This is a genomic window from Bradyrhizobium sp. CB1717, from assembly GCF_029714325.1.
Taxonomy (GTDB): domain Bacteria; phylum Pseudomonadota; class Alphaproteobacteria; order Rhizobiales; family Xanthobacteraceae; genus Bradyrhizobium.
Genome location: NZ_CP121666.1, coordinates 473,303 through 491,782, shown reverse-complemented (window position 1 = coordinate 491,782; position 18,480 = coordinate 473,303). Strand labels below are relative to the sequence as shown.

General features: G+C 61.8%; 16 protein-coding genes and 1 tRNA gene. 9 read left to right on the top strand and 8 right to left on the bottom strand.

Annotation, left to right across the window (positions count from 1 at the left end):
* Nucleotides 1-12: 12 nt before the first annotated feature.
* The 5 genes from brxC to QA649_RS02340 form a co-directional block, all read right to left on the bottom strand.
* The gene (gene brxC, locus QA649_RS02360; RefSeq protein WP_283022785.1) at nt 13-3,555 is read right to left on the bottom strand and encodes a BREX system P-loop protein BrxC; all 3,543 of its coding nucleotides are present in this window, start codon (nt 3,553-3,555) and stop codon (nt 13-15) included.
* 13 nt (nt 3,556-3,568) lie between these two features.
* Nucleotides 3,569-4,144, bottom strand: coding sequence for a BREX protein BrxB domain-containing protein (locus tag QA649_RS02355; protein WP_283022784.1), 576 nt, complete (start codon nt 4,142-4,144; stop codon nt 3,569-3,571).
* Nucleotides 4,141-4,869, bottom strand: a complete 729-nt coding sequence (locus QA649_RS02350; RefSeq protein ID WP_283022783.1) for a BrxA family protein — start codon at nt 4,867-4,869, stop codon at nt 4,141-4,143. Before QA649_RS02350 ends, QA649_RS02355 begins: the two co-directional genes overlap by 4 nt.
* 53 nt (nt 4,870-4,922) lie before the next feature.
* A complete protein-coding gene (locus tag QA649_RS02345) occupies nt 4,923-5,396 on the bottom strand; it encodes a BrxE family protein (protein WP_283022782.1) in 474 nt (157 codons plus the stop codon).
* A gap of 684 nt (nt 5,397-6,080) precedes the next feature.
* Nucleotides 6,081-6,170, bottom strand: a tRNA-Ser gene (locus QA649_RS02340).
* A 135-nt stretch (nt 6,171-6,305) separates the two neighbouring features.
* On the opposite strand from QA649_RS02340, the gene QA649_RS02335 reads away from it, so the two are divergent.
* Nucleotides 6,306-7,169, top strand: a complete 864-nt coding sequence (locus QA649_RS02335; protein ID WP_283022781.1) for an alpha/beta hydrolase — start codon at nt 6,306-6,308, stop codon at nt 7,167-7,169.
* 306 nt (nt 7,170-7,475) lie between these two features.
* On the opposite strand, the gene QA649_RS02330 is transcribed toward QA649_RS02335, so the two are convergent.
* On the bottom strand, nt 7,476-8,606 hold the full coding sequence (locus QA649_RS02330) for an ROK family protein (RefSeq protein WP_283022780.1): 1,131 nt from the start codon (nt 8,604-8,606) through the stop codon (nt 7,476-7,478).
* A 331-nt stretch (nt 8,607-8,937) separates the two neighbouring features.
* Between QA649_RS02330 and rplU the strand changes: the two genes are divergently transcribed.
* The 3 genes from rplU to QA649_RS02315 all read left to right on the top strand — a co-directional run bounded on the left by rplU (nt 8,938) and on the right by QA649_RS02315 (nt 10,441).
* Entirely contained in the window at nt 8,938-9,324 is a 387-nt protein-coding gene (gene rplU / locus QA649_RS02325) for a 50S ribosomal protein L21 (RefSeq protein ID WP_018643861.1), read from the top strand.
* Between the two features lie 102 nt (nt 9,325-9,426).
* On the top strand, nt 9,427-9,696 hold the full coding sequence (gene rpmA / locus QA649_RS02320; RefSeq protein ID WP_018643862.1) for a 50S ribosomal protein L27: 270 nt from the start codon (nt 9,427-9,429) through the stop codon (nt 9,694-9,696).
* A 151-nt stretch (nt 9,697-9,847) separates the two neighbouring features.
* Complete coding sequence (locus tag QA649_RS02315; protein ID WP_283022779.1) at nt 9,848-10,441, top strand: GNAT family N-acetyltransferase; 594 nt, start codon at nt 9,848-9,850, stop codon at nt 10,439-10,441.
* Nucleotides 10,442-10,491: 50 nt separating this feature from the next.
* Here the strand turns inward: QA649_RS02315 and QA649_RS02310 are convergent, their stop codons facing one another.
* Nucleotides 10,492-11,406 carry a DMT family transporter gene (locus QA649_RS02310; RefSeq protein ID WP_283022778.1) on the bottom strand — a complete coding sequence of 305 codons (915 nt, stop codon included), beginning with the start codon at nt 11,404-11,406 and terminating at the stop codon, nt 10,492-10,494.
* 258 nt (nt 11,407-11,664) lie between these two features.
* Here QA649_RS02310 and QA649_RS02305 point away from each other — a divergent pair, with 258 nt between their 5' ends.
* The 4 genes from QA649_RS02305 to QA649_RS02290 all read left to right on the top strand — a co-directional run bounded on the left by QA649_RS02305 (nt 11,665) and on the right by QA649_RS02290 (nt 15,986).
* The gene (locus QA649_RS02305; protein ID WP_283022777.1) at nt 11,665-12,144 is read left to right on the top strand and encodes a MaoC family dehydratase; all 480 of its coding nucleotides are present in this window, start codon (nt 11,665-11,667) and stop codon (nt 12,142-12,144) included.
* A gap of 219 nt (nt 12,145-12,363) precedes the next feature.
* The gene (locus QA649_RS02300; protein WP_283022776.1) at nt 12,364-12,966 is read left to right on the top strand and encodes an ATP-dependent Clp protease adaptor ClpS; all 603 of its coding nucleotides are present in this window, start codon (nt 12,364-12,366) and stop codon (nt 12,964-12,966) included.
* Between the two features lie 109 nt (nt 12,967-13,075).
* Complete coding sequence (gene obgE / locus QA649_RS02295) at nt 13,076-14,116, top strand: GTPase ObgE (protein ID WP_283022775.1); 1,041 nt, start codon at nt 13,076-13,078, stop codon at nt 14,114-14,116.
* 238 nt (nt 14,117-14,354) lie between these two features.
* Nucleotides 14,355-15,986: an alkaline phosphatase family protein gene (locus QA649_RS02290; protein ID WP_283022774.1), complete on the top strand. Its 1,632-nt coding sequence runs from the start codon at nt 14,355-14,357 to the stop codon at nt 15,984-15,986.
* Between the two features lie 149 nt (nt 15,987-16,135).
* Here the strand turns inward: QA649_RS02290 and QA649_RS02285 are convergent, their stop codons facing one another.
* The gene (locus QA649_RS02285; protein WP_283022773.1) at nt 16,136-17,113 is read right to left on the bottom strand and encodes a Bug family tripartite tricarboxylate transporter substrate binding protein; all 978 of its coding nucleotides are present in this window, start codon (nt 17,111-17,113) and stop codon (nt 16,136-16,138) included.
* A gap of 214 nt (nt 17,114-17,327) precedes the next feature.
* On the opposite strand from QA649_RS02285, the gene proB reads away from it, so the two are divergent.
* Nucleotides 17,328-18,449: a glutamate 5-kinase gene (gene proB, locus QA649_RS02280; RefSeq protein WP_271581875.1), complete on the top strand. Its 1,122-nt coding sequence runs from the start codon at nt 17,328-17,330 to the stop codon at nt 18,447-18,449.
* Nucleotides 18,450-18,480: the final 31 nt, after the last annotated feature.

Genomic DNA, 18,480 nt, shown 5'->3' with positions numbered 1-18,480 from the left:
GGTGCGGACCGATCACTGGACAATTACCTTCTTGCCGGTGCCGATCAGGCGCGAACACTCCTCCCGAATGCCGGCGAGAGCGGCGTCGAGCTGTTCTTCGGTCTCAATCCCTCCGGAGAAGTACCCACCCAACCTCACGGTCGCCACACGATCACCATCAACGATGCGGTGCAGCTCTGCGATGGCGTCCTGAAGCCGGGCCTCACAAGCGTCCAGCTCCGAGCGGAGCTGAGGAATTGGCACGCGCTCCTGTTCCCGTGTCTTCCCTTGCATCAACGGCGCCGCGAGCTTTTGCTGTTGGTCTGGATCGATGCCATCCCAGCCAGGCGTCTGTACCAGGCGATCGAGCGCACGGCTGTAGGTGTCCATCCGAGCCTGCAACGCTTCATCGAAACGACGTGCGTACTCGGCGTCGATGGCCGACGCGTGTTGTTCGATCGGCGGCAGCTCACGGTAGAAGGTTTCTCGTGTGAGGAGATCATCGAGCTCAGCAGCCTTGGCACGCAGCTCGTCACCTACATCCGCCTCGCTGCTAAGGAACGGCCAAGCCGACCGAAGAGCTTCCCGCGCCCGATCGATATCCCGCAACTTAGGTTCCGACAGGACCTGATCGAGCTCCGTAGCGCGTTTGATGGCGTCCTTGATGGAGCGGTACGACGAATTAAACGTCGCGATCGCATTGTCCTCGGATCCGCGCAGAACGGCCTTCATCTGCCCTATCGCGCCGTCGAGGACCGCTGCACCGGGAAGGCGATACGCGATAAGCTGGCCGTGAGCGGAGGCTACCTGATCTTCATGCCGCGCGATCTCCTTGCGGAGCTCGGAGACGATCGCGCCGGCGTTGAGTTCCTTCACTTCGCTGCCGAATGTTTCCCGGAAAGCTTCGGATGCCTTCACGAGCTCCTCGAACTCGATTCCCTTCTTTGGTCTGAACGACGCCTGGCGGAAAAAGTTGTTGTTCGAAAAAGTGTCTCGGGCGTCGATCCCTGTTGCGGAGTCGATTGTTTGGCCTTTGCTGGTGGCTTGGATTTTCCCAGCTCGCAACAGCGAGAGAACTAGCAAGCGGACGACTTCGAAGTCCCAGCCGAAGGGCTCCTTCGCCAGCTCATCGGCGAGGTATCGACCACTCGCAGTATCGCCGTAGTTGGCGCGTTCCTCGATTCGAGAAAGCACCTCCGCCAGAGCGCCGCTTTCAACCCGAAAAACCGTCTTCCCCTTTTCGTCGCGCAAAAGCCCGAGGCTTCCGAAGACCGATGGGAGGCCCTGAAGATTCGCTGCGGTAAAGAGCGCATCTAAGCCCTTCTTCGCATCGGCGGGCTTAGCGGCAGCTTCCTTGAAGCGATCAAACACGTCTGGCAGGACGTCGCTCAGGATCTCGGCGGCGCTCTTGCCCATGTCGACGGCCCCGTCGTCCGGGCTACGATCATTGCCCCGAAAACTGACGCTGCCAGCCAGGCACGCCGCCCTTACGAGCCGGCGCAGCTCATCCTGGTGTCGCCTTTGCCGAACCTTTTCCTCGCCAATGAGCGCGGTTTCGTCGGCAGTCTTAGCTTCGCGCTCTTTTCGTGCCAACATCTCCTTGGAACGAAATAGCTCAACCGTCTCCCGGTCGATTGCTTCGTTGAGGGAGACAGCCCAAAAAACACTTTTGCGCTCCTGCTGACTTCGGGCACGCAGCTCAGACGCAAGCGCCCGAAACGCCAAGCCATCTTCGGCGAGATGGACGTGAAACACCATGTCGCCATCGACAATTTCGCGTCCATGGATCGCGAGGCCAGCCTTGAAAGTCTTCGTGTCGAAGAGTGTGTGCGTTGGCTGTGGCTGCCAGAAGCCGGCTAACACCTCGGAATAGATCCGATGCGCTTCACCGGGTTTCGGATTGATGCCGTTACGAATGCGCTCCCAGTCGTCCTCTGCAGGTGTCCGAATCCGGAATCCGTCATCACCTAGCCGAACTTTGTTCGCCGCTTCGAGTTGGTGGAGCGCATCCTTTACGACGGCAAGCTGAGAATCCGCGGCAACACCCGGATGGAGGGCCGCCGATATATTCTCTGCGGTTCGGTGAACGCTCTTCACGTATTGCAGCAGGCAGATCACCTTCGCGACCGGTTGCGCGAGCGGATGGTCAAGCTCCTTGGAGATTGCGGATATCTTTGCGCGGACCTCGGAGCCGATATTGCCTTCGACTAGATCGTAGACCTGATCAAGCCTTGCGACAGAGCCGATCGGCTGGTCCGCAAGGTTGACGGCAGGATTGATAAGGAGCTGTTGCGCCAGCTTGATGATCGTGCGGTTCGCGCCGCCAACGTGTTTGCTCGCGCCGCCCTGTGTGCGAAGTCCTGAGACCACCTGGATGATCAGATCTATCTGATAGGGCAGCAGCGGGTAGAGATCGATGAAGCTGTCACGAGTAAGTTCGGGCAGCTTAATATCGGCGGTCAGGCGGGTGTGCTCCGTGAACCGTCCACGGTGCTGATCGAATAGCTCCCCCAACACTTTCTGCGCAGGTGCATTCTTGGAGAGAACACGTCGGCTTGTGACCTCCGAAATGTCGGACGGCTCCAAATGGACTTGAAGGGGGAAGCGGTCCATGAGCCGCGCAAGCTCGATCTTCTTGTCATCGAGACCACTGACGAGCTCACCCAATTTCTCTTGCGATGTGACGACAATCCAGTGCTTGCCCCGCCCCTTGACGCCTAGGCTCTGAACGACCGCCTGAAGGTCAAGCATCTTCTGGACGTCCCGTGCGACGAATTGGCCGACCTCGTCCACGACAAACATAAGGGCCTGACCCGGCCGCCGGCGCTTCATCAATTCATTAGCGCGCTCCGCCAGCTTGCCGGGTGATATATCGGCTTTGTTTTTGACGGCCTTCACCCATGAATCCGCCATTGAATAGGTTTCAGGATGAAGGCTGTGTAGAACCCGGCTGGCTTCGCTAAGGGCGAAGGCGACTTTGCCCTTCTCGACTGACCATTCCTTCTTGAATAGACGCTCGTACTCGGCCTCGAAGCCCTCCAGTTGCCCTTTCTCCTCCAAAGCAATTTCCAATTCCGAAAGATCGAGATCCTTCGCATACCCGAGGCTTTGAAGAAAAAGCCCATACATGATCTCAGTGAGAGATTGATTGCCGCTCCTGATCCCCCTGTCGGTTGAGACGTCGAAGATCACCGCATGCGTGGGTATCGTTTCATTTATTGCTTTCAGAAGAACCTGAAGCTTGTTGTGGCCGGCCCTCAGCGCGAACCGATCGCCGGCAGGGATTCCTGCCACCGGGCGGTTCTCGATCGACAGCCCAAGCATCTTCGCAAAGCTGGATTTACCGGAGCCAAAAAAGCCCGAGACCCAAATCGCAATGCCTTCATGTGGCTTGTTCGGCGTTTCGCGATATGCGTCAAAAATATTGCTGTAGTGAGACCTGATCGCGTCAGTGACTACATACTCGTTGATTTCATCGCGCAGAATATCATCGCTGGTCTGATCGACCTTGATTACCTCTTCGATACGGCGACTAATGTCGTTTGCAAAAAGGCTTTTGATCGGTTCATTGGCCATCACTCATATCCCGTCAAAAGATTTTTGGGCGATAATTGTGCTCGGCTGCGAGCACGCCCATGAATCGCAGCCCGGCGGCACCGTCGAGATCGCCCGGATAGAACAAAACCGTAGGGACGGTGACTCGTCCTTTCAGCTGCTCCAATAGTGAGAATGTCCGGTAGACGGGAAACAATGCGCCAGTACGCTGAATGAAGACGATATCGCTGAGCGGGTTAGGCTGGTCGGGCATTTGCGCGGCAACTAGATCAACCAGCGGTGCGTACTCCGCAAGGACCGAATGTACGGTCTCGACAATCGTATCCGTGCCCTGCTCGCGCTCTGCCGCAAACCACTCTTCGAGTGGCCGTTGAGATCGCATCGCCTGATCTAGACACCGAGCCAAGGATATGCGGCTTACCCGCTTCCCCTTTTGAGTGAGCCGCGTCTCCAGCAGGCTGATTTGTTTGCGCAGCTCGAACTCTTCTGCAGGTTCGTAGCGGAACAGCGCGTAGGGCATATCGTGGTAGGCGCTAATGCGCTCTCGTGGATCTGACAGGTCGAGTATGGGCTCGAGGCTGGTCTTGATGCGGTGTACGAGATCGCTCATGCGACCATCCTTTCCGCATACTCACAAGCATTGGCATAGGGCAGCGTGAGTTGCACAATGCTGCCAGCGATCTGATAGTCGACCTTGCGGAACTGATGAAGTCGGAGGAGCTCACGGTCAACATCCGAGGGCGACATGAAGAACATTCTCCAATCTTCCGACGCGAGCACCTTTCGTGGGTTGCTCAGTTCCTCTCTAATTGCATAGAGGAGGTAGACAAAGCTCCGCTCCGGAAGGTGGTAGCTCGCAAATTCCTTGACAACACTGCCGCGCAGTAGGCCAAAATCGACCGCCATTTTCAGCAGCGCGGTGGCCACTCGTTTCAGCGTCGTATCACTCCAACCATGTTCGGTAATCCCGCCTCGACGACCAACGCTGCGGAGATGCTCGTAGAGATCTTCGGCTCGAACTCGATAGGCTCCTGATACGAAGGTTGGAAAAAGCCAGTTGGTAAGAAAATCGCGAAGCAGAAATTCGTCGCGAGTCACATGCCAGAGTAGGATCGGCTTCCATTCTTCGATGGGGCAACCGTTCTTTGCAAGAAGTACTAACGCACGATCACGATCGACTGGGTCGAACCTCCGATTCAGAACTTTCGCGATGTCCCGAAGCCAGGTTGTAGTGTTGGCTCCGATAAAATTCTCTCGTCTCAGACGATCAAGATTTTCCTTCTTAGAAGAGCCAAAGTCCCAGGCCGCAAAGACGGCGTAGGTTTCATCGATCATTGCTCCCTTGATGAGAGTGAACGATGAAGCGACGTGGGATCGATGCGGACCCTTCATGCGTTGTTCAGGCGGGCATACGGAACCGCGAGGGCGCCTGGCTCACCACGCGCGAATCCAAGCGCGAGGGAAGTGACACACTGATTTGTCGCGGCGAACGGCGTCGGCAAGGGTACCGCGCGCCCTTCAGCCGAGCGACGCAATCTTGAGAAAGACTCGAAATCTTCATCGGTGATTAGATCGAGCGATTGGAGCACCACCTTCAGGTCGATCTCCTTCACGGCTTCCAACTCCAGGAAAAACGGCCTCCAGTAGTCCGCCTGATCAAGCCAGCGCTCCCAATGAGTCTCGAACTCCTCCTCGACTACTTCAGGGAGCTGCCAGAGGGTGACGCATTGGGGTGGATCAAACACTTCACGACATCGGAAACCGGCAACTGAGAATACAGAGCGGGCTTGAGCAAAATAATGGGTGCGGGGAAATCCACGACGGACGGTAGCGGTTCCCAGCCGACCAAGCTGCCATTCCACCACTTGGCGAGATCCATCTCGCCCACCCGGGCGGCGACCAAACGAAGTTTCAATAGTCGATCGAAATCAATTGCCCCCTCTGCCATTCGCCGCGCCTACCCAGTTTTCATTCACCGTCAACGCGTCACCCGCGCTTCTATTGCCGCTACCTAAAGGTTGCAGCAGCGAGATACGACCAACAAGTTGATTGAAGCAATACTGCACAGATTAGGCAGTTGGAGAAAATTTGAAGAACTGAAAACCATCAGCCCCAATTCTCAATCTAACCTATTGAAAAATTTACGTTCCCTAGCGGAATCGAACCCCTGCTTCAGCATGGAGAGGGCCCAAAACCACAAATGCACGCCTCAAGTTGGAGCAGACGAAGGGAAACTATCAGGCACAGCTTGGCTTCTGGCGGCGCCTCGATGCCATCCTCGGATTTTTGTTTTTGGTGCGAAGGATTCGAATACCTCTAGTTGCTCTACGCGAATCCTACGGACTGATGAATTGCACCGACGAACCGCATCCGAAACGGAAAACCCGGCTCAAGGATTGGACTCAGGAAAATCGGCAAGGATTCAGCTGGGTGACCGGCGGAAGATCGGTGTATGCTGGGTGCTCCACAAGGGTGCTACACAGACGTTCACCGGGCTTTGCCAAATAACCCCATTTTGCCCGGGTTTCCCGACACCTTCGGTCGAATGGCGGAGAGGGAGGGATTCGAACCCCCGATAGGCTTGCACCTATGCCGCATTTCGAGTGCGGTGCATTCAACCACTCTGCCACCTCTCCTGAAGGCGCCATATAGGAGCTGCGGCCCCTGTGGTTGGGGGCGTTAATAGGCGAGGATGGCGGGCCAGACAAGGCGCGAAAGGGGAAAATCCGCTGCCTCTTTTCGCCCTCGTGCCTCGCCCCGGAGGAACTGCCATGGAGCACCTGACGACCCGCGCCAACGGCGCCAATTTCCACGTGGTTCGCGCCGGAAGCGGAAAACCGCTGCTTTTGCTGCATGGATGGCCGGAATATTGGCTGACCTGGGAGCCGGTGATGGCGCGCCTCGCCGACCGTTTCACCCTGATCGCGCCCGATCTCCGCGGTTTCGGCGACAGCGACAAGCCGGCTGGGCCTTTTGGGCCGGACGGCCATGCGGCTGACATGCTGGCGCTGATGGAGGCGCTCGGCATCGACCGATTCGGCGTGGTCGGGCACGATGTCGGCGGCGCCGTGATGCAGCCGCTGGCGCGGCAGGCAGCGGGGCGGCTCGCCGGGCTGTTCTTCTTCAATTTCGTCTATCCCGGGATCGGGGCGCGCATGGCGGCACCCGATCGGCTCAATCACATCTGGTACCAGTCCTTCCAGCAGATGGAGATGGCGCCTTGCCTGGTCGGCGCGAGCCGCGAAAGCTGCCGGCTCTATATCGGCCACTTCCTCAGGGGCTGGGCGCATCGCAAGAACGCCTTCGACGACGTCCTCGACGCCTTCGCCGACAATTTCTTCAAGCCCGGCAATCTCGCCGGCGGCTTTGCGCATTATCGGGCCTCGCATGCCGGGCGGGTCGCGATGATGAAGGGCGAAGCGCCTCAGCTTCCGCCGATCGACGTGCCGACCTGCGTGCGCTGGGCCGAGCACGATCCGCTGTTTCCCTATGCGTGGACCGATCGACTCGGCGAGACCTTCAGCGCGCTCGATCTTAAGATGTTTCCCGGCGTCGGCCACTTCCCGCATCGGGAGGATCCGGATCGCGCCGCAAGCGAGATCGCGGCGTTCTTCCAGCGCATCGGCTGGAGCTGAGTTCGGGGGAGCTAGAGCAACTTCAACTCTCGACGCACCTTTTGCTGGGCTACCCCTCTCCCTAACCCTCTCCCGCAAGGGGGGAGGGAACGCACCTTCGTTGGGGCGCGAATCCGATCTGATCCCATCATGCTTTGGAAGAACGGGTGGGACCGCCAGACGCGGTAAACACTGGCGGTCCCGTGCCGCTCATTGCAATGCTGGCCGTGAAGGGCGGCTTCGCCGGCCAGGTGAAGCGACGATTCGACCCTAGCGTGCAGCCTGCGCCCCGCAACGCAATCCGGTCCTTAACCTAACCGATCAAGGTTACTCCTTGTCGTTCTTACCTTTTTTCTTCCCGTTCTCCGTAGAATCCCTGTCTTTTCCGTTGCCGTTCTCTTTGCGGCGGTTGGTGAAGCGGGCATTGCCGAGCCCGGTGCCGATGGTGAGCACGCCCCAGCGCTCGACATGCTGCATGAACGGCACCTCGGAGAGGCCCTGAACCACGCCGTCATTGTGCATCAGGATCGCGGTGTCATGCGCGCCGATCTCGGGGATGGCCTCGACGAGGCTTGCCGGCAGGTTGAACTTGCTGCTCTCCCAATTGCCCGGCAGGTTCTGCGCGCCCTTCTCGATCGAGCCGTCCGCGTCGATCACGCCGGGACAGGCAATGCCGATGAAAGGCGCGAGCTTGAAGCCTTCGGCCTCGGCGTCCTCGATCAGGCCTACGAGCATCTTGACCAGCCGTTTGACTGCGGCTTCGCGGCTCGGCTCGTCATCGGCATGGCGCCATAGATCGGATTTGAAGACCCCCGCCTTGGACAGATCGGGCGCTTTCTTCCAACGCGTCTCGACGATACCGCAACGGATGTTGGTCCCGCCGATGTCGACCGCGAGGATGCTGTCATAGGCCTCGAAAATCCAGGACGGCGCGAGATGCAGGGCGCCGATCAGGCCGGCATCATCCGGATCGAAGCGGATCGGCACGAGGTCGACCTTGAAGCCTTCCGATTTCAGGATGATCTCGGCCCGGGCGATGGCGATTTCGCCGAGCCGGCTGGCACGGAAGCCGCCACCGACCACGATGCATTCGGTCTTGGCCCAGGCCTTGGTCTTGAGGAATCGCCGGGTGACATAAGCGAGCTCCTGGGCGAAATCCTCGATCGCACTATGGACGACCGCCGTGGCCTCGGTATCGTCGCCGACCAGAACCGCATCGAGGACCTTCTTGCTGATCTTGTCGGATGGCTCGTCGCCGAACGGATCCTCGCCGCTCTTGCGCAGCGGCTTGCGCCACTGTTCGAGGATCTCGCGAAAGGCACCCTTGCTGGCGCGATCGCCGAGAAAACCGTCCTCGTCCTTGATCTCGATGTTGAAGCTGTCGACGTCGACTGACGGCAGGCGGCTCGCCCCGTGCTGGGCGATGCCCGTCGTCTTGACCAGTTCGTCCGTTGCCATGGGAGCCCTTGCCCGCTTATCTGTTCCGGCGGACTAACGGCGGGGGAACCGGTTTGTTGCAAGGCCGGTCGAGATTTGACGGAAGGCCGGCGGCAGAGCCAAATCCTTCAAATCCGGGCCATTTTCGCCCGCTTTTCCTTGACTTGCGGCTGTTGGCCGCTATAAGTCCCCCAGCTGGCGCGGGGCGTTTCTCGCGCCACTTGTTTTTGCGTGGGTTTTCAAAGGGATAACTCCCACCCGCACAAAACGCACATAAACCCATAGCGACTGACAAAAAGCCGACCCGGACGATGCTCGTCCCGAGGCCGGGATTGAACACGGAGAAAGAACGATGTTCGCAGTCATCAAAACCGGCGGCAAGCAATACCGCGTCGTGCCGGATGATGTTCTCGAAGTAGGCAAGATCGAAGGCGAAGTCGGCTCGATCGTGCAGTTGAATGAAGTTCTGGTGCTCGGCGGTGACACGCCGGTGCTCGGCGTTCCCACGGTGGCCGGCGCCTCCGTTGCGGTCGAGGTGCTCGACCACAAGCGTGGCCCCAAGGTCATCGCGTTCAAGAAGCGCCGCCGCAAGAATTCGCGCCGCAAGCGCGGCTATCGCGACGAGATCACGGTCCTCCGCATCTCCGAGATCCTGGCCGACGGCGCCAAGCCCACCAAGGGCCCGCGTCCGAAGAAGGAGAAGGTGGCCAAGGAGTCCGTAAAGGAAGCTGCCGAATAACGGGATTTGATCACGCCAATTCACGAATTGATGCGTGAGAAATCGTGAAATGATTCCGTCAAGGAATTGATCTAGAAATACGCAGGATTTCGGAGACGAGCCATGGCTCACAAAAAAGCAGGCGGTTCATCGCGTAACGGACGCGATTCGAAGGGCAAGCGCCTCGGCATCAAGGCGTTCGGCGGGGAGATCGTCACTCCCGGCAACATCATTGCGCGTCAGCGCGGCACCACCTGGCACCCCGGCCTTAATGTCGGCATGGGCACGGACCACACTTTGTTCGCCAAGGTTGAAGGTCGTGTTGCGTTCCAGGCCAAAGCCAACGGCCGCACCTTTGTATCGGTACTCCCGATCGCAGAGGCGGCTGAATAGACGGTGGATCAAATTGGAATCCGCCGGGTCCTACCAAACCGGCGGAGTCCAGAGATCAAAGAGATCGAAGGCTCCAAGGGGAGGCGGGAAACCGGCCTCCCCTTTTCTTTGACTTGCTCACTTTGACTTAGTGACTTTCACGGAGCCGGACATGTTGCAGGACTTCTCGAGCGTGACCTTGCGGGAGGCGAGACCCAGCGTCGTCGCCACCGAGCGGCTGACGTTGCGGCGGCCGACCCTCGCCGACGTCAGGACCATCGCCCGGCTCGCCAACGACCGCCGCGTCGCCGAGAACACGCGCCGCCTGCCGCATCCCTATTCGCAGGACGACGCCGTCGAGTTCATCCGCGCCACGTCCGAGCTCGGCAGCGAGACCGTGTTCCTGATCGAACACGACAGCGGCCCGGTCGGCATGGTCGGGATCGACTGCTCCAAGCCCGGCAATGCCGAGCTCGGCTACTGGCTCGGCGTCGAGCATTGGGGCCAGGGCTTCGCCACGGAAGCTGCGCGCGGCGCGATCGACTTCTTCTTCGAGGAGTACGACGACGACCATCTCCATGCCGGCGCCCGCGTCACCAACCCGGCCTCACGCAAGGTGCTGGAGAAGTGCGGCTTCCAGTGGAGCGGCGTCCAGCTGCACCGCTTCCTGGCGCTGGGCTCCTCCACGCCGGTCGACTGCTTCCGCCTCTCCCGCGGCGTGTGGGCGTCGCTGAAGAGCTGGAGCAGCGCGCGACGGGTGAGGTAGACCCGACTCTCACCACGTGTCGTCCCGGCGAAGGCCGGGACGACACGGGGCTACGCCGGCGGATTCACTTCCACGCTCTCTCGCCCCAGATCGCGCTCACGCAAGTAGATATAGAACCCGGCGCCGATGATGATCGCCGCGCCGACGATGGTCGCGATCGAGGGGACATCGCCGAACACCACGAAACCGAAGATCACCGCCCAGACGATCATCGAATATTGATACGGCACCACGACGCTCGCCGGCGCGAGCTTGAGCGAGCGGTTGACGCAGAACAGCGCGGTCACCGAGATCAGCCCGGCCATTGCGAAGATCACCAGGCTGCCCGATGTCGGCGGCACCCAGTGGAATGCCGACAGCACCGCGCCCAGCGAAAACGTGCCGACGAATTGCGAGGACGCCATCACGATGTCGGGCGTCTTGCGCAGGCTTCGCGTGATCAGCATCAGGGTTGCGAAGGAGAGACTGCCGCCGAGCGCGATCAGCGCCGGCAGGCTGACGGTCTGTGCCGACGGCCGCAGCGCGATCAGGACGCCGCAGAAGCCGATCAGGATCGCGGTCCAGCGCCGCCAGCCGACCTTCTCGCCCAGAAAGATCGCCGACATCGCGGTGACGAAGATCGGGCCGGCAAGATAATAGGTGATGACGTCGGCGAGCGGCAGATAGACCGTGGCGAGAAAGAACGCGGCGACCTCGAGCGTCGAGAGCACGACGCGAAACAGCTGCAGGCCCGGCCGCTCCAGATGCAGGAACTGGCGGCGCTGCTTCCAGATCAGCGGCGACAGCAAGAGCAGCGCCGCGCAGGCGCGCAGGAACAAGAGCTGCCCCACCGAATAGGTCCCGACCAGGAACTTGCCCATGGCGTCGCCGAACGAGAACATGAAGATCGACAGCACCATCAGCGCGATGCCGGCAAGGCGCGCGGAGCGGTCGTCGTAGGCTGAGAGGTTCTTGAAGAAGGGCATTGAAACGAGTCTGGATCTGAGAGCTCGTCATTGCGAGCGCAGCGAAGCAATCCAGAATCTTTCCGCGGCGGCAGTCTGGATTGCTTCGCTGCGCTCGCAATGACGGGAGAGAGCATCAGGAATCGGCGAATAGTATCGCTTGCGGTCGTTTTAATGACGTGGGCCGCAGGGACAAGCCCGCCACGCTGAATTGAACGGATTGTCGCACTCTTCGCATCGCGGTAGCGATAGAGGCGGCACCGAGAAAAGAGCATGGACATGACCGATTTCGATCCGACCCAGCATCGCATGATCCCCACGCAACGCTGGTTTGAGGATTTCGTGGTCGGCGAGCGCTTCGTGCTGCCGAGCCGCACCCAGACCTCGGCGGTGTTCGCGGCATTCCAGACCGCGAGCGGCGACACCCATCCCGTGCACTACGATGTGGAATATTGCCGCAGCCGCGGCATGCCGCATCTGCTCGCTCACGGCTTCCAGACCCTGATCCACACCGCGCCCGGCGCCGGCCTGTTTCCGTTCATGGTCGAGGACTCCCTGGTCGGCTTCCTCGAGCAATCGAGCCGGTTCCTCAAGCCCGTCTTCGCCGACGACACCATCTATCCCGCGCTCGAGGTCACCGAGCTGGTGCCGGGACGCACCACCGGCGTGGTCACGCTGCGGAGCACCGTGTTCAACCAGCGCAAGGAGCTGGTGCTGGAGGGCACGCAGAAATTCCTGATCCGTCGCCGGCCGGGCTAGCAGAGCCGTCTCGCGGCGCAAGCCGGCGGGCCGCACCGTGTGAACCGCGGCGGAGAAAGTGCCGACAAAGCCCGTGCACGCTCCGCCCGTACACAAAGGCCCGCGATGGCACTGCTTCCGCCCTGCTCCGAGACATTCAAGCATTCGCTCCAGCGCGCGACTTCCGTCGCGCGGGCGCGAGGCCGCACGCATCCCGGCCCGCAGGATTTGCTGATTGCCTTGATCGAGGACGACGACGCATCGCCGGTGCTGCTGGCCTGCGGCATCGACCTGACGCGCTTGCGGCGGGATGTCGAGACCGCAGGCACGACGGAGCCAGTGACGGGCCTGGGCCATCTGCTTCAGCTTGCCTTCAACGAGGCACAGCGGTCCGAACGGACGGTCGTGACGGGCGCCGACATGCTGGTCGAGCTGTTTGCCGAGCCAATCGGCCGCTTCCTTTCCGCACAGGGCGCAACCCGCTACGATGCGCTGGTTTATCTGAGCCATGGCATCGCCAAGGGCGTAACGGCGGATGTCGAAGCCGATCGCGGCGAGGCGGCTGACCTGGAGGTCGTCCTGCTCAATGACCCCTATACGCCGGCGGAGTTCGTGACCTTCGTTCTCGAAAACGTCTTCGGGATGAGCCGCGAGCGCGCCATCGCGATCGTGTTTTCCACCCATGCGCGCAAGCGCGGCTCCTGCGGGGTGTTTCCCCGCACCGAGGCTGTGGCCTTTCGCGACAAGATCCAGACCCTTGCGGCGGCCCGCCAGCATCCACTTCGCTGCATCCTGCTGCCGGCCGGCGATGCGCCGGACCGGGACCGCCCGTCGCCAAATTGAGGCAAGGGCGGGATCAGGGGTTAAGCAAGCACGGAAAATTGCCGAATTTCCCTGATTTCACGGACAAGTTCGGGTTGCCGCATCCCCGCCCCTGGCCTACCTATGCCCCATGAAATTCCTCGACGAAGCAAAGGTCTATATCCGCTCCGGTGACGGCGGGAACGGCTGCGTGGCGTTCCGCCGCGAGAAGTTCATCGAATTCGGCGGTCCCTCTGGCGGCAATGGCGGCCGCGGCGGCAATGTCATCCTCGAGGTCGCCGACGGCCTCAACACGCTGATCGACTACCGCTATCAGCAGCACTTCAAGGCCCAGAAGGGCGAGAACGGCATGGGCTCGGACCGTCACGGCGCCAACGGCAAGAACATCGTGCTGAAGGTGCCAATGGGCACGCAGATCTTCGACGAGGATCGCGAGACGCTGATCCATGACTTCACCAAGGTCGGCGAGAAATTCGTGCTGGCCGAGGGCGGCAATGGCGGCTTCGGCAATGCGCATTTCAAATCCTCGACCAATCGTGCGCCGCGCAACGCCAATCCCGGCCAGCCCGGCGAGGAGCGCTGGATCTGGCTGCGGCTGAAACTCATTGCCGACGCCGGCCTCGTCGGCATGCCCAATGCCGGCAAGTCGACTTTCCTGTCCAAGGTCAGCGCGGCGCGGCCGAAGATCGCCGACTATCCCTTCACCACGCTGCATCCGCAGCTCGGCGTCGTGAATGCCGACGGCCGCGAATTCGTGCTGGCGGACATTCCGGGCCTGATCGAAGGCGCGCATGAAGGCACCGGCCTCGGCGACCGTTTCCTCGGCCATGTCGAGCGCTGCCGCGTGCTCTTGCATCTGATCGACGCGACAAGCGAGCATGCCGGCAAGGCCTACAAGACGGTGCGCAAGGAGCTCGACGCCTATGGCGGGCAGCTCACCGACAAGATCGAGATCGTCGCGCTGAACAAGATCGACGCGGTCGAGCCGGACGAGCTGAGGAAGCAGAAGGACCGCCTGAAGCGCGCCGCCAAGAAGACGCCGCTGCTGATCTCGGGCGTCACCGGTCAGGGCGTGAAGGAAGCGTTGCGCGCATTGGCAGACGTGATCGGCGAAAGCCCGGTCTCCGCCAAGGCGAAGAGCGCGGCCGAAGCGGAGCCGTGGTCGGCGTAAGCTCTCCCCAGCGTCGTCCCGGCGAAGGCCGGGACCCAAAACCACAGGGAGTGGTTTGGCGAAGACTCCTGGCTCGGTACCACGACCGCACGCAATCGATAGATCACGCGGTATGGGTCCCGGCCTTCGCCGGGACGACAGTGGAGTGTGCGGCCGCGCGCCGGCGCACCATTAGCCGGTTGCCATCGCGCCTTCGATATCGCAGCATCAAACGCTCAAGAAACGACAGGGGCGACGCATGGCGCGCGCGAAAAACGTTCTCTGGATCATGTGCGACCAGCTTCGCTACGATTATCTCGGCTGCACCGGCCATCCCACGCTGATGACGCCGAACATCGACGCGATGGCGAAGCGCGGCGTGCTGTTCAGCAAGGCGTATGTACAGTCACCGATCTGCGGCCCGTCGCGGATGTCGTTCTACACCGGGCGCTACATGCGCTCGCACGGCTCGCACTGGAACGGCTGGCCGCTGCGCGTCGGCGAGCCCACGCTCGGCGATCATCTCAACAAGATCGGCGTGCGCAACGTGCTGGTCGGCAAGACCCACATGGCCCCTGATATCGAAGGCATGAAGGCGCTCGGCATTCCCCCGGAATCGATGATCGGCGTGCACGTCGCCGAATGCGGCTTCGAGCCCTATGAGCGCGACGACGGCCTGCATCCGACCGGACGGCCGCGCCCGAAATACGACGAGTATCTGCGCCAGCAGGGCTTTGAAGCGACCAATCCCTGGGAGCACTGGGCTAACTCGGGCGCTGCCGAGGATGGTTCGCTGCAGAACGGCTGGCTGCTGGTGCATGCCGACAAGGCCGCGCGCGTTCCGGACGAACATTCGGAGACGCCCTACATGACGCGGCGTGCGATGGATTTCATCAGCGAGGCCGAGACCGACGGCCGGCCGTGGTGCCTGCATCTATCCTACATCAAGCCGCACTGGCCCTACATCGCGCCCGAGCCCTATGCCAGCATGTACTCGACCGATGACATGATCCCGGTGATCCGCTCCGAGCGCGAGCGCTCGAGCCCGCATCCGGTGTTTGGCGCCTATATGGACATGCGCTACTCCCGCAACATGGCGCGCGACGATGCCCGCGAGAAGGTGATCCCGACCTATATGGGCCTGATCACCCAGATCGACGACCAGATGGGCGTCCTGATGCAATTCCTGGAGGCGCGCGGTCTCCTTGAGACGACCATGATCGTGTTCACCTCCGATCACGGCGATTATCTCGGCGATCACTGGATGGGCGAGAAGGACCTGTTCCACGAGCAGTCGGCAAAGATCCCGCTGATCATCATCGACCCATCAAAAGAGGCCGACGCCACGCGCGGCACCCGCAGCGACGCGCTGGTGGAGGGAATCGATCTCGCACCGACTTTCGTCGATTATTTCGGCGGCAAGGTGCCGGGCCACATCCTCGAAGGACGCTCGCTGCTGCCGCTGCTGCGCGGCGAGAAGCCCGAATGGCGCAAGGTGGCGTTCTCCGAATACGACTACGCCATGCAGGACGTGCGGCTGAAGCTGAACCAGCCGATCGAGCGCTGCCGCCTGTTCATGGTGTTCGACGGCCGCTGGAAATACATCCACGCCTCCGGCTTCCGCCCGATGCTGTACGATCTCGAAACCGATCCGCAGGAATATGTCGATCGCGGCGACGATCCCGAATGCGCCGGGATCATCGCGCGGTTGCAGGCCGAGCTGTTCGACTGGGCGCTGCATCCCAACGACCACATCACCACGCCGCGCGAGAAGATCGCGGCCTATGCAGACAACCAGCTGCAGGTGAAGGGCGGGGTCTTGATCGGCATCTGGGACGAGAAAGAGCTCGCCGCGATCAAGGACGGCATCGCCCAGCGCGCGAAGATGTAGGCTGCTTTTCGCGAGTCAGCATCGTCGATACGATCGAACATCCATCCACGCCGTCATTGCGAGCGCAGCGAAGCAATCCAGAATCTCTCCGCGGAGGGACTCTGGATTGCTTCGTCGCAAGGGCTCCTCGCAATGACGAGAGGAGAGACTCAATTCTCGATCTTGTAGCCCGTCGCCTTGACGATCGGCTGCCAGAACGCCGTGTTGGCGGCGAGCTCCTTCGAGAGCCCATCCGCATTGCTGCCGACCGGGATCAGGCCGATCGCGGTCAGCTTCTCTCTCACCTCCGGCTTGGCGAGCGCGGCACTCGCGGCTGCGCCGAGCTTGCTGGCGAAATCCGGCGGGCTGCCGGCGGGAAGCCACATGCCGTACCAGGCGTCGGCGACGAGATCGATGCCGCTCTCCTTCAGCGTCGGAACCTCAGGCGCGAAGGGCGATCGTTCCGCGCTCGACACCGCGATGATCTTCACGCCCTTGGCACGATGCTGCGGCAGTGCATCGGCCAGCGTGGTGATACCAAACGAGATGTGGCCGCCGACGAGGTCGTTGAGGATCGGCGCGCTGCCCCGATAGGGCACGCGGGTCAGGGGAATGCCGAGATCCTTCTCGAGCCTGGAGCCCATGAAATGCGGAATGGTGCCGTTGCTGGGCACGCCGAACGAGGTCTTGTCGGGATGCGACTTCAGCCAGGCGACGAATGCCTTGAAGTCCGTCGCATCGATGCCCGGCCCCATCACGAGCGCGAATTCGAATCGCGCCAGCAGCGACACCGGCATGAAATCCTTCGACGTGTCGAAGCTCGGCGTCGTCTCCACCATCGGCAGCAGGTACATGGTGGGCCCCGTCGTCACCAGCACCATGCTGCCGTCGGGACTTGCGCCCTTCACCGCCTTGATGCCGATCAGGCCGTCGCCGCCGGTGCGATTCTCGACCACCATGGTCCGTTGCAGCACGGGAGCCATCTCCTGCGCGATCAGCCGGCACAGCGTATCGCCGCCAGCTCCCGCCGCAAACGGGAAGATGATCTTCGTCAGCCCGGCCTGCGCTTGCGCCCCTTCTGCCGGCGCCAGCAGCGGCAGCCCAAGGCTTCCCCCAAGACATCCGGCCATGAATGTGCGGCGATCCATGCGTTTCCCCTCCAGCCCATTTGATTGGCCGGCATTAGAACCGGACCGGCGACCAAGACAAGTCTGAAGGCAGGGCCGCCCCGCGCCGTTTACCATGCCGGCCGCCTTGCGCCGGCCATCGTCCTGCTGCAAAAGCAGGCCTCACCGGCGCCGCTCTCTCGCTCCGCCGTTTCCAACGCAGAGCATTTCGTCACACGCGCCAGCACAGACACACATGGCCAGCCCCGAACTCAGTCAATTCCGCCGCATCGTCGTGAAGGTCGGCTCAGCGCTGCTGGTCGATTCCGACAAGGGCGAGGTGCGGGCATCCTGGCTCGCGGCGCTCGCCGACGACATGGCCAAGCTGCACAAGGAAGGGCGCGATGTCCTCGTGGTGTCCTCCGGCTCGATCGCGCTCGGCCGCAGCCGCCTCAAGCTGCCGCGCGGTCCGTTGAAGCTGGAAGAGAGCCAGGCCGCCGCCGCCGTCGGCCAGATCGCGCTGGCGCGGATCTGGTCGGAGGTGCTCGGGGCCCACGGCATCGACTCCGGCCAGATCCTGGTCACGCTGCAGGACACCGAGGAGCGCCGGCGTTATCTCAATGCCCGCTCCACCATCGGCAAGCTTTTGGAGTGGCGCGCCATCCCCGTGATCAACGAGAACGACACGGTCGCCACCACCGAGATCCGCTATGGCGACAATGACCGCCTCGCCGCGCGCGTCGCCACCATGGCGAGCGCCGATCTGCTGGTGCTGCTCTCAGACATCGACGGGCTCTACGATGCCCCGCCCAAGAACAACCCGAACGCCAAGCTCATTCCGGTCGTCGACAGCATCTCCTCGGAGATCGAGGCGGTGGCGGGCGATGCCGAGTCCGAGCTGTCGCGCGGCGGCATGCGCACCAAGGTCGAGGCGGCCAAGATCGCGACGACAGGCGGCACTCACATGCTGATCGCCTCCGGCAAGATCGAGCATCCCCTGCAGGCGATCGCCGATGGCGGCCGCTGCACCTGGTTCCTGACGCCCGCCAATCCCATCACGTCGCGAAAGCGCTGGATCGCGGGCACGCTGGAGCCGAAGGGCACGCTGACGATCGACGCCGGCGCGGTGACCGCGCTGCGCGCCGGCGCCAGCCTGCTGCCGGCCGGCGTGATCAAGGTCGAGGGCCAGTTCGCCCGCGGCGACGCCGTGATCGTGCGCGGCCCCGACATGAGCGAGATCGGCCGCGGCCTGATCGCGTATGACGCCGATGATGCCGAGCGCATCAAGGGCCGCTCCTCCCCTGATGTGATGGCCATCCTCGGCATCAGCGGCCGCGCCGAGATGATCCACCGCGACGATCTGGTGGTGGGCGGGTAAGGGCCCCCTCCGTCATTCCGGGATGGTCCGA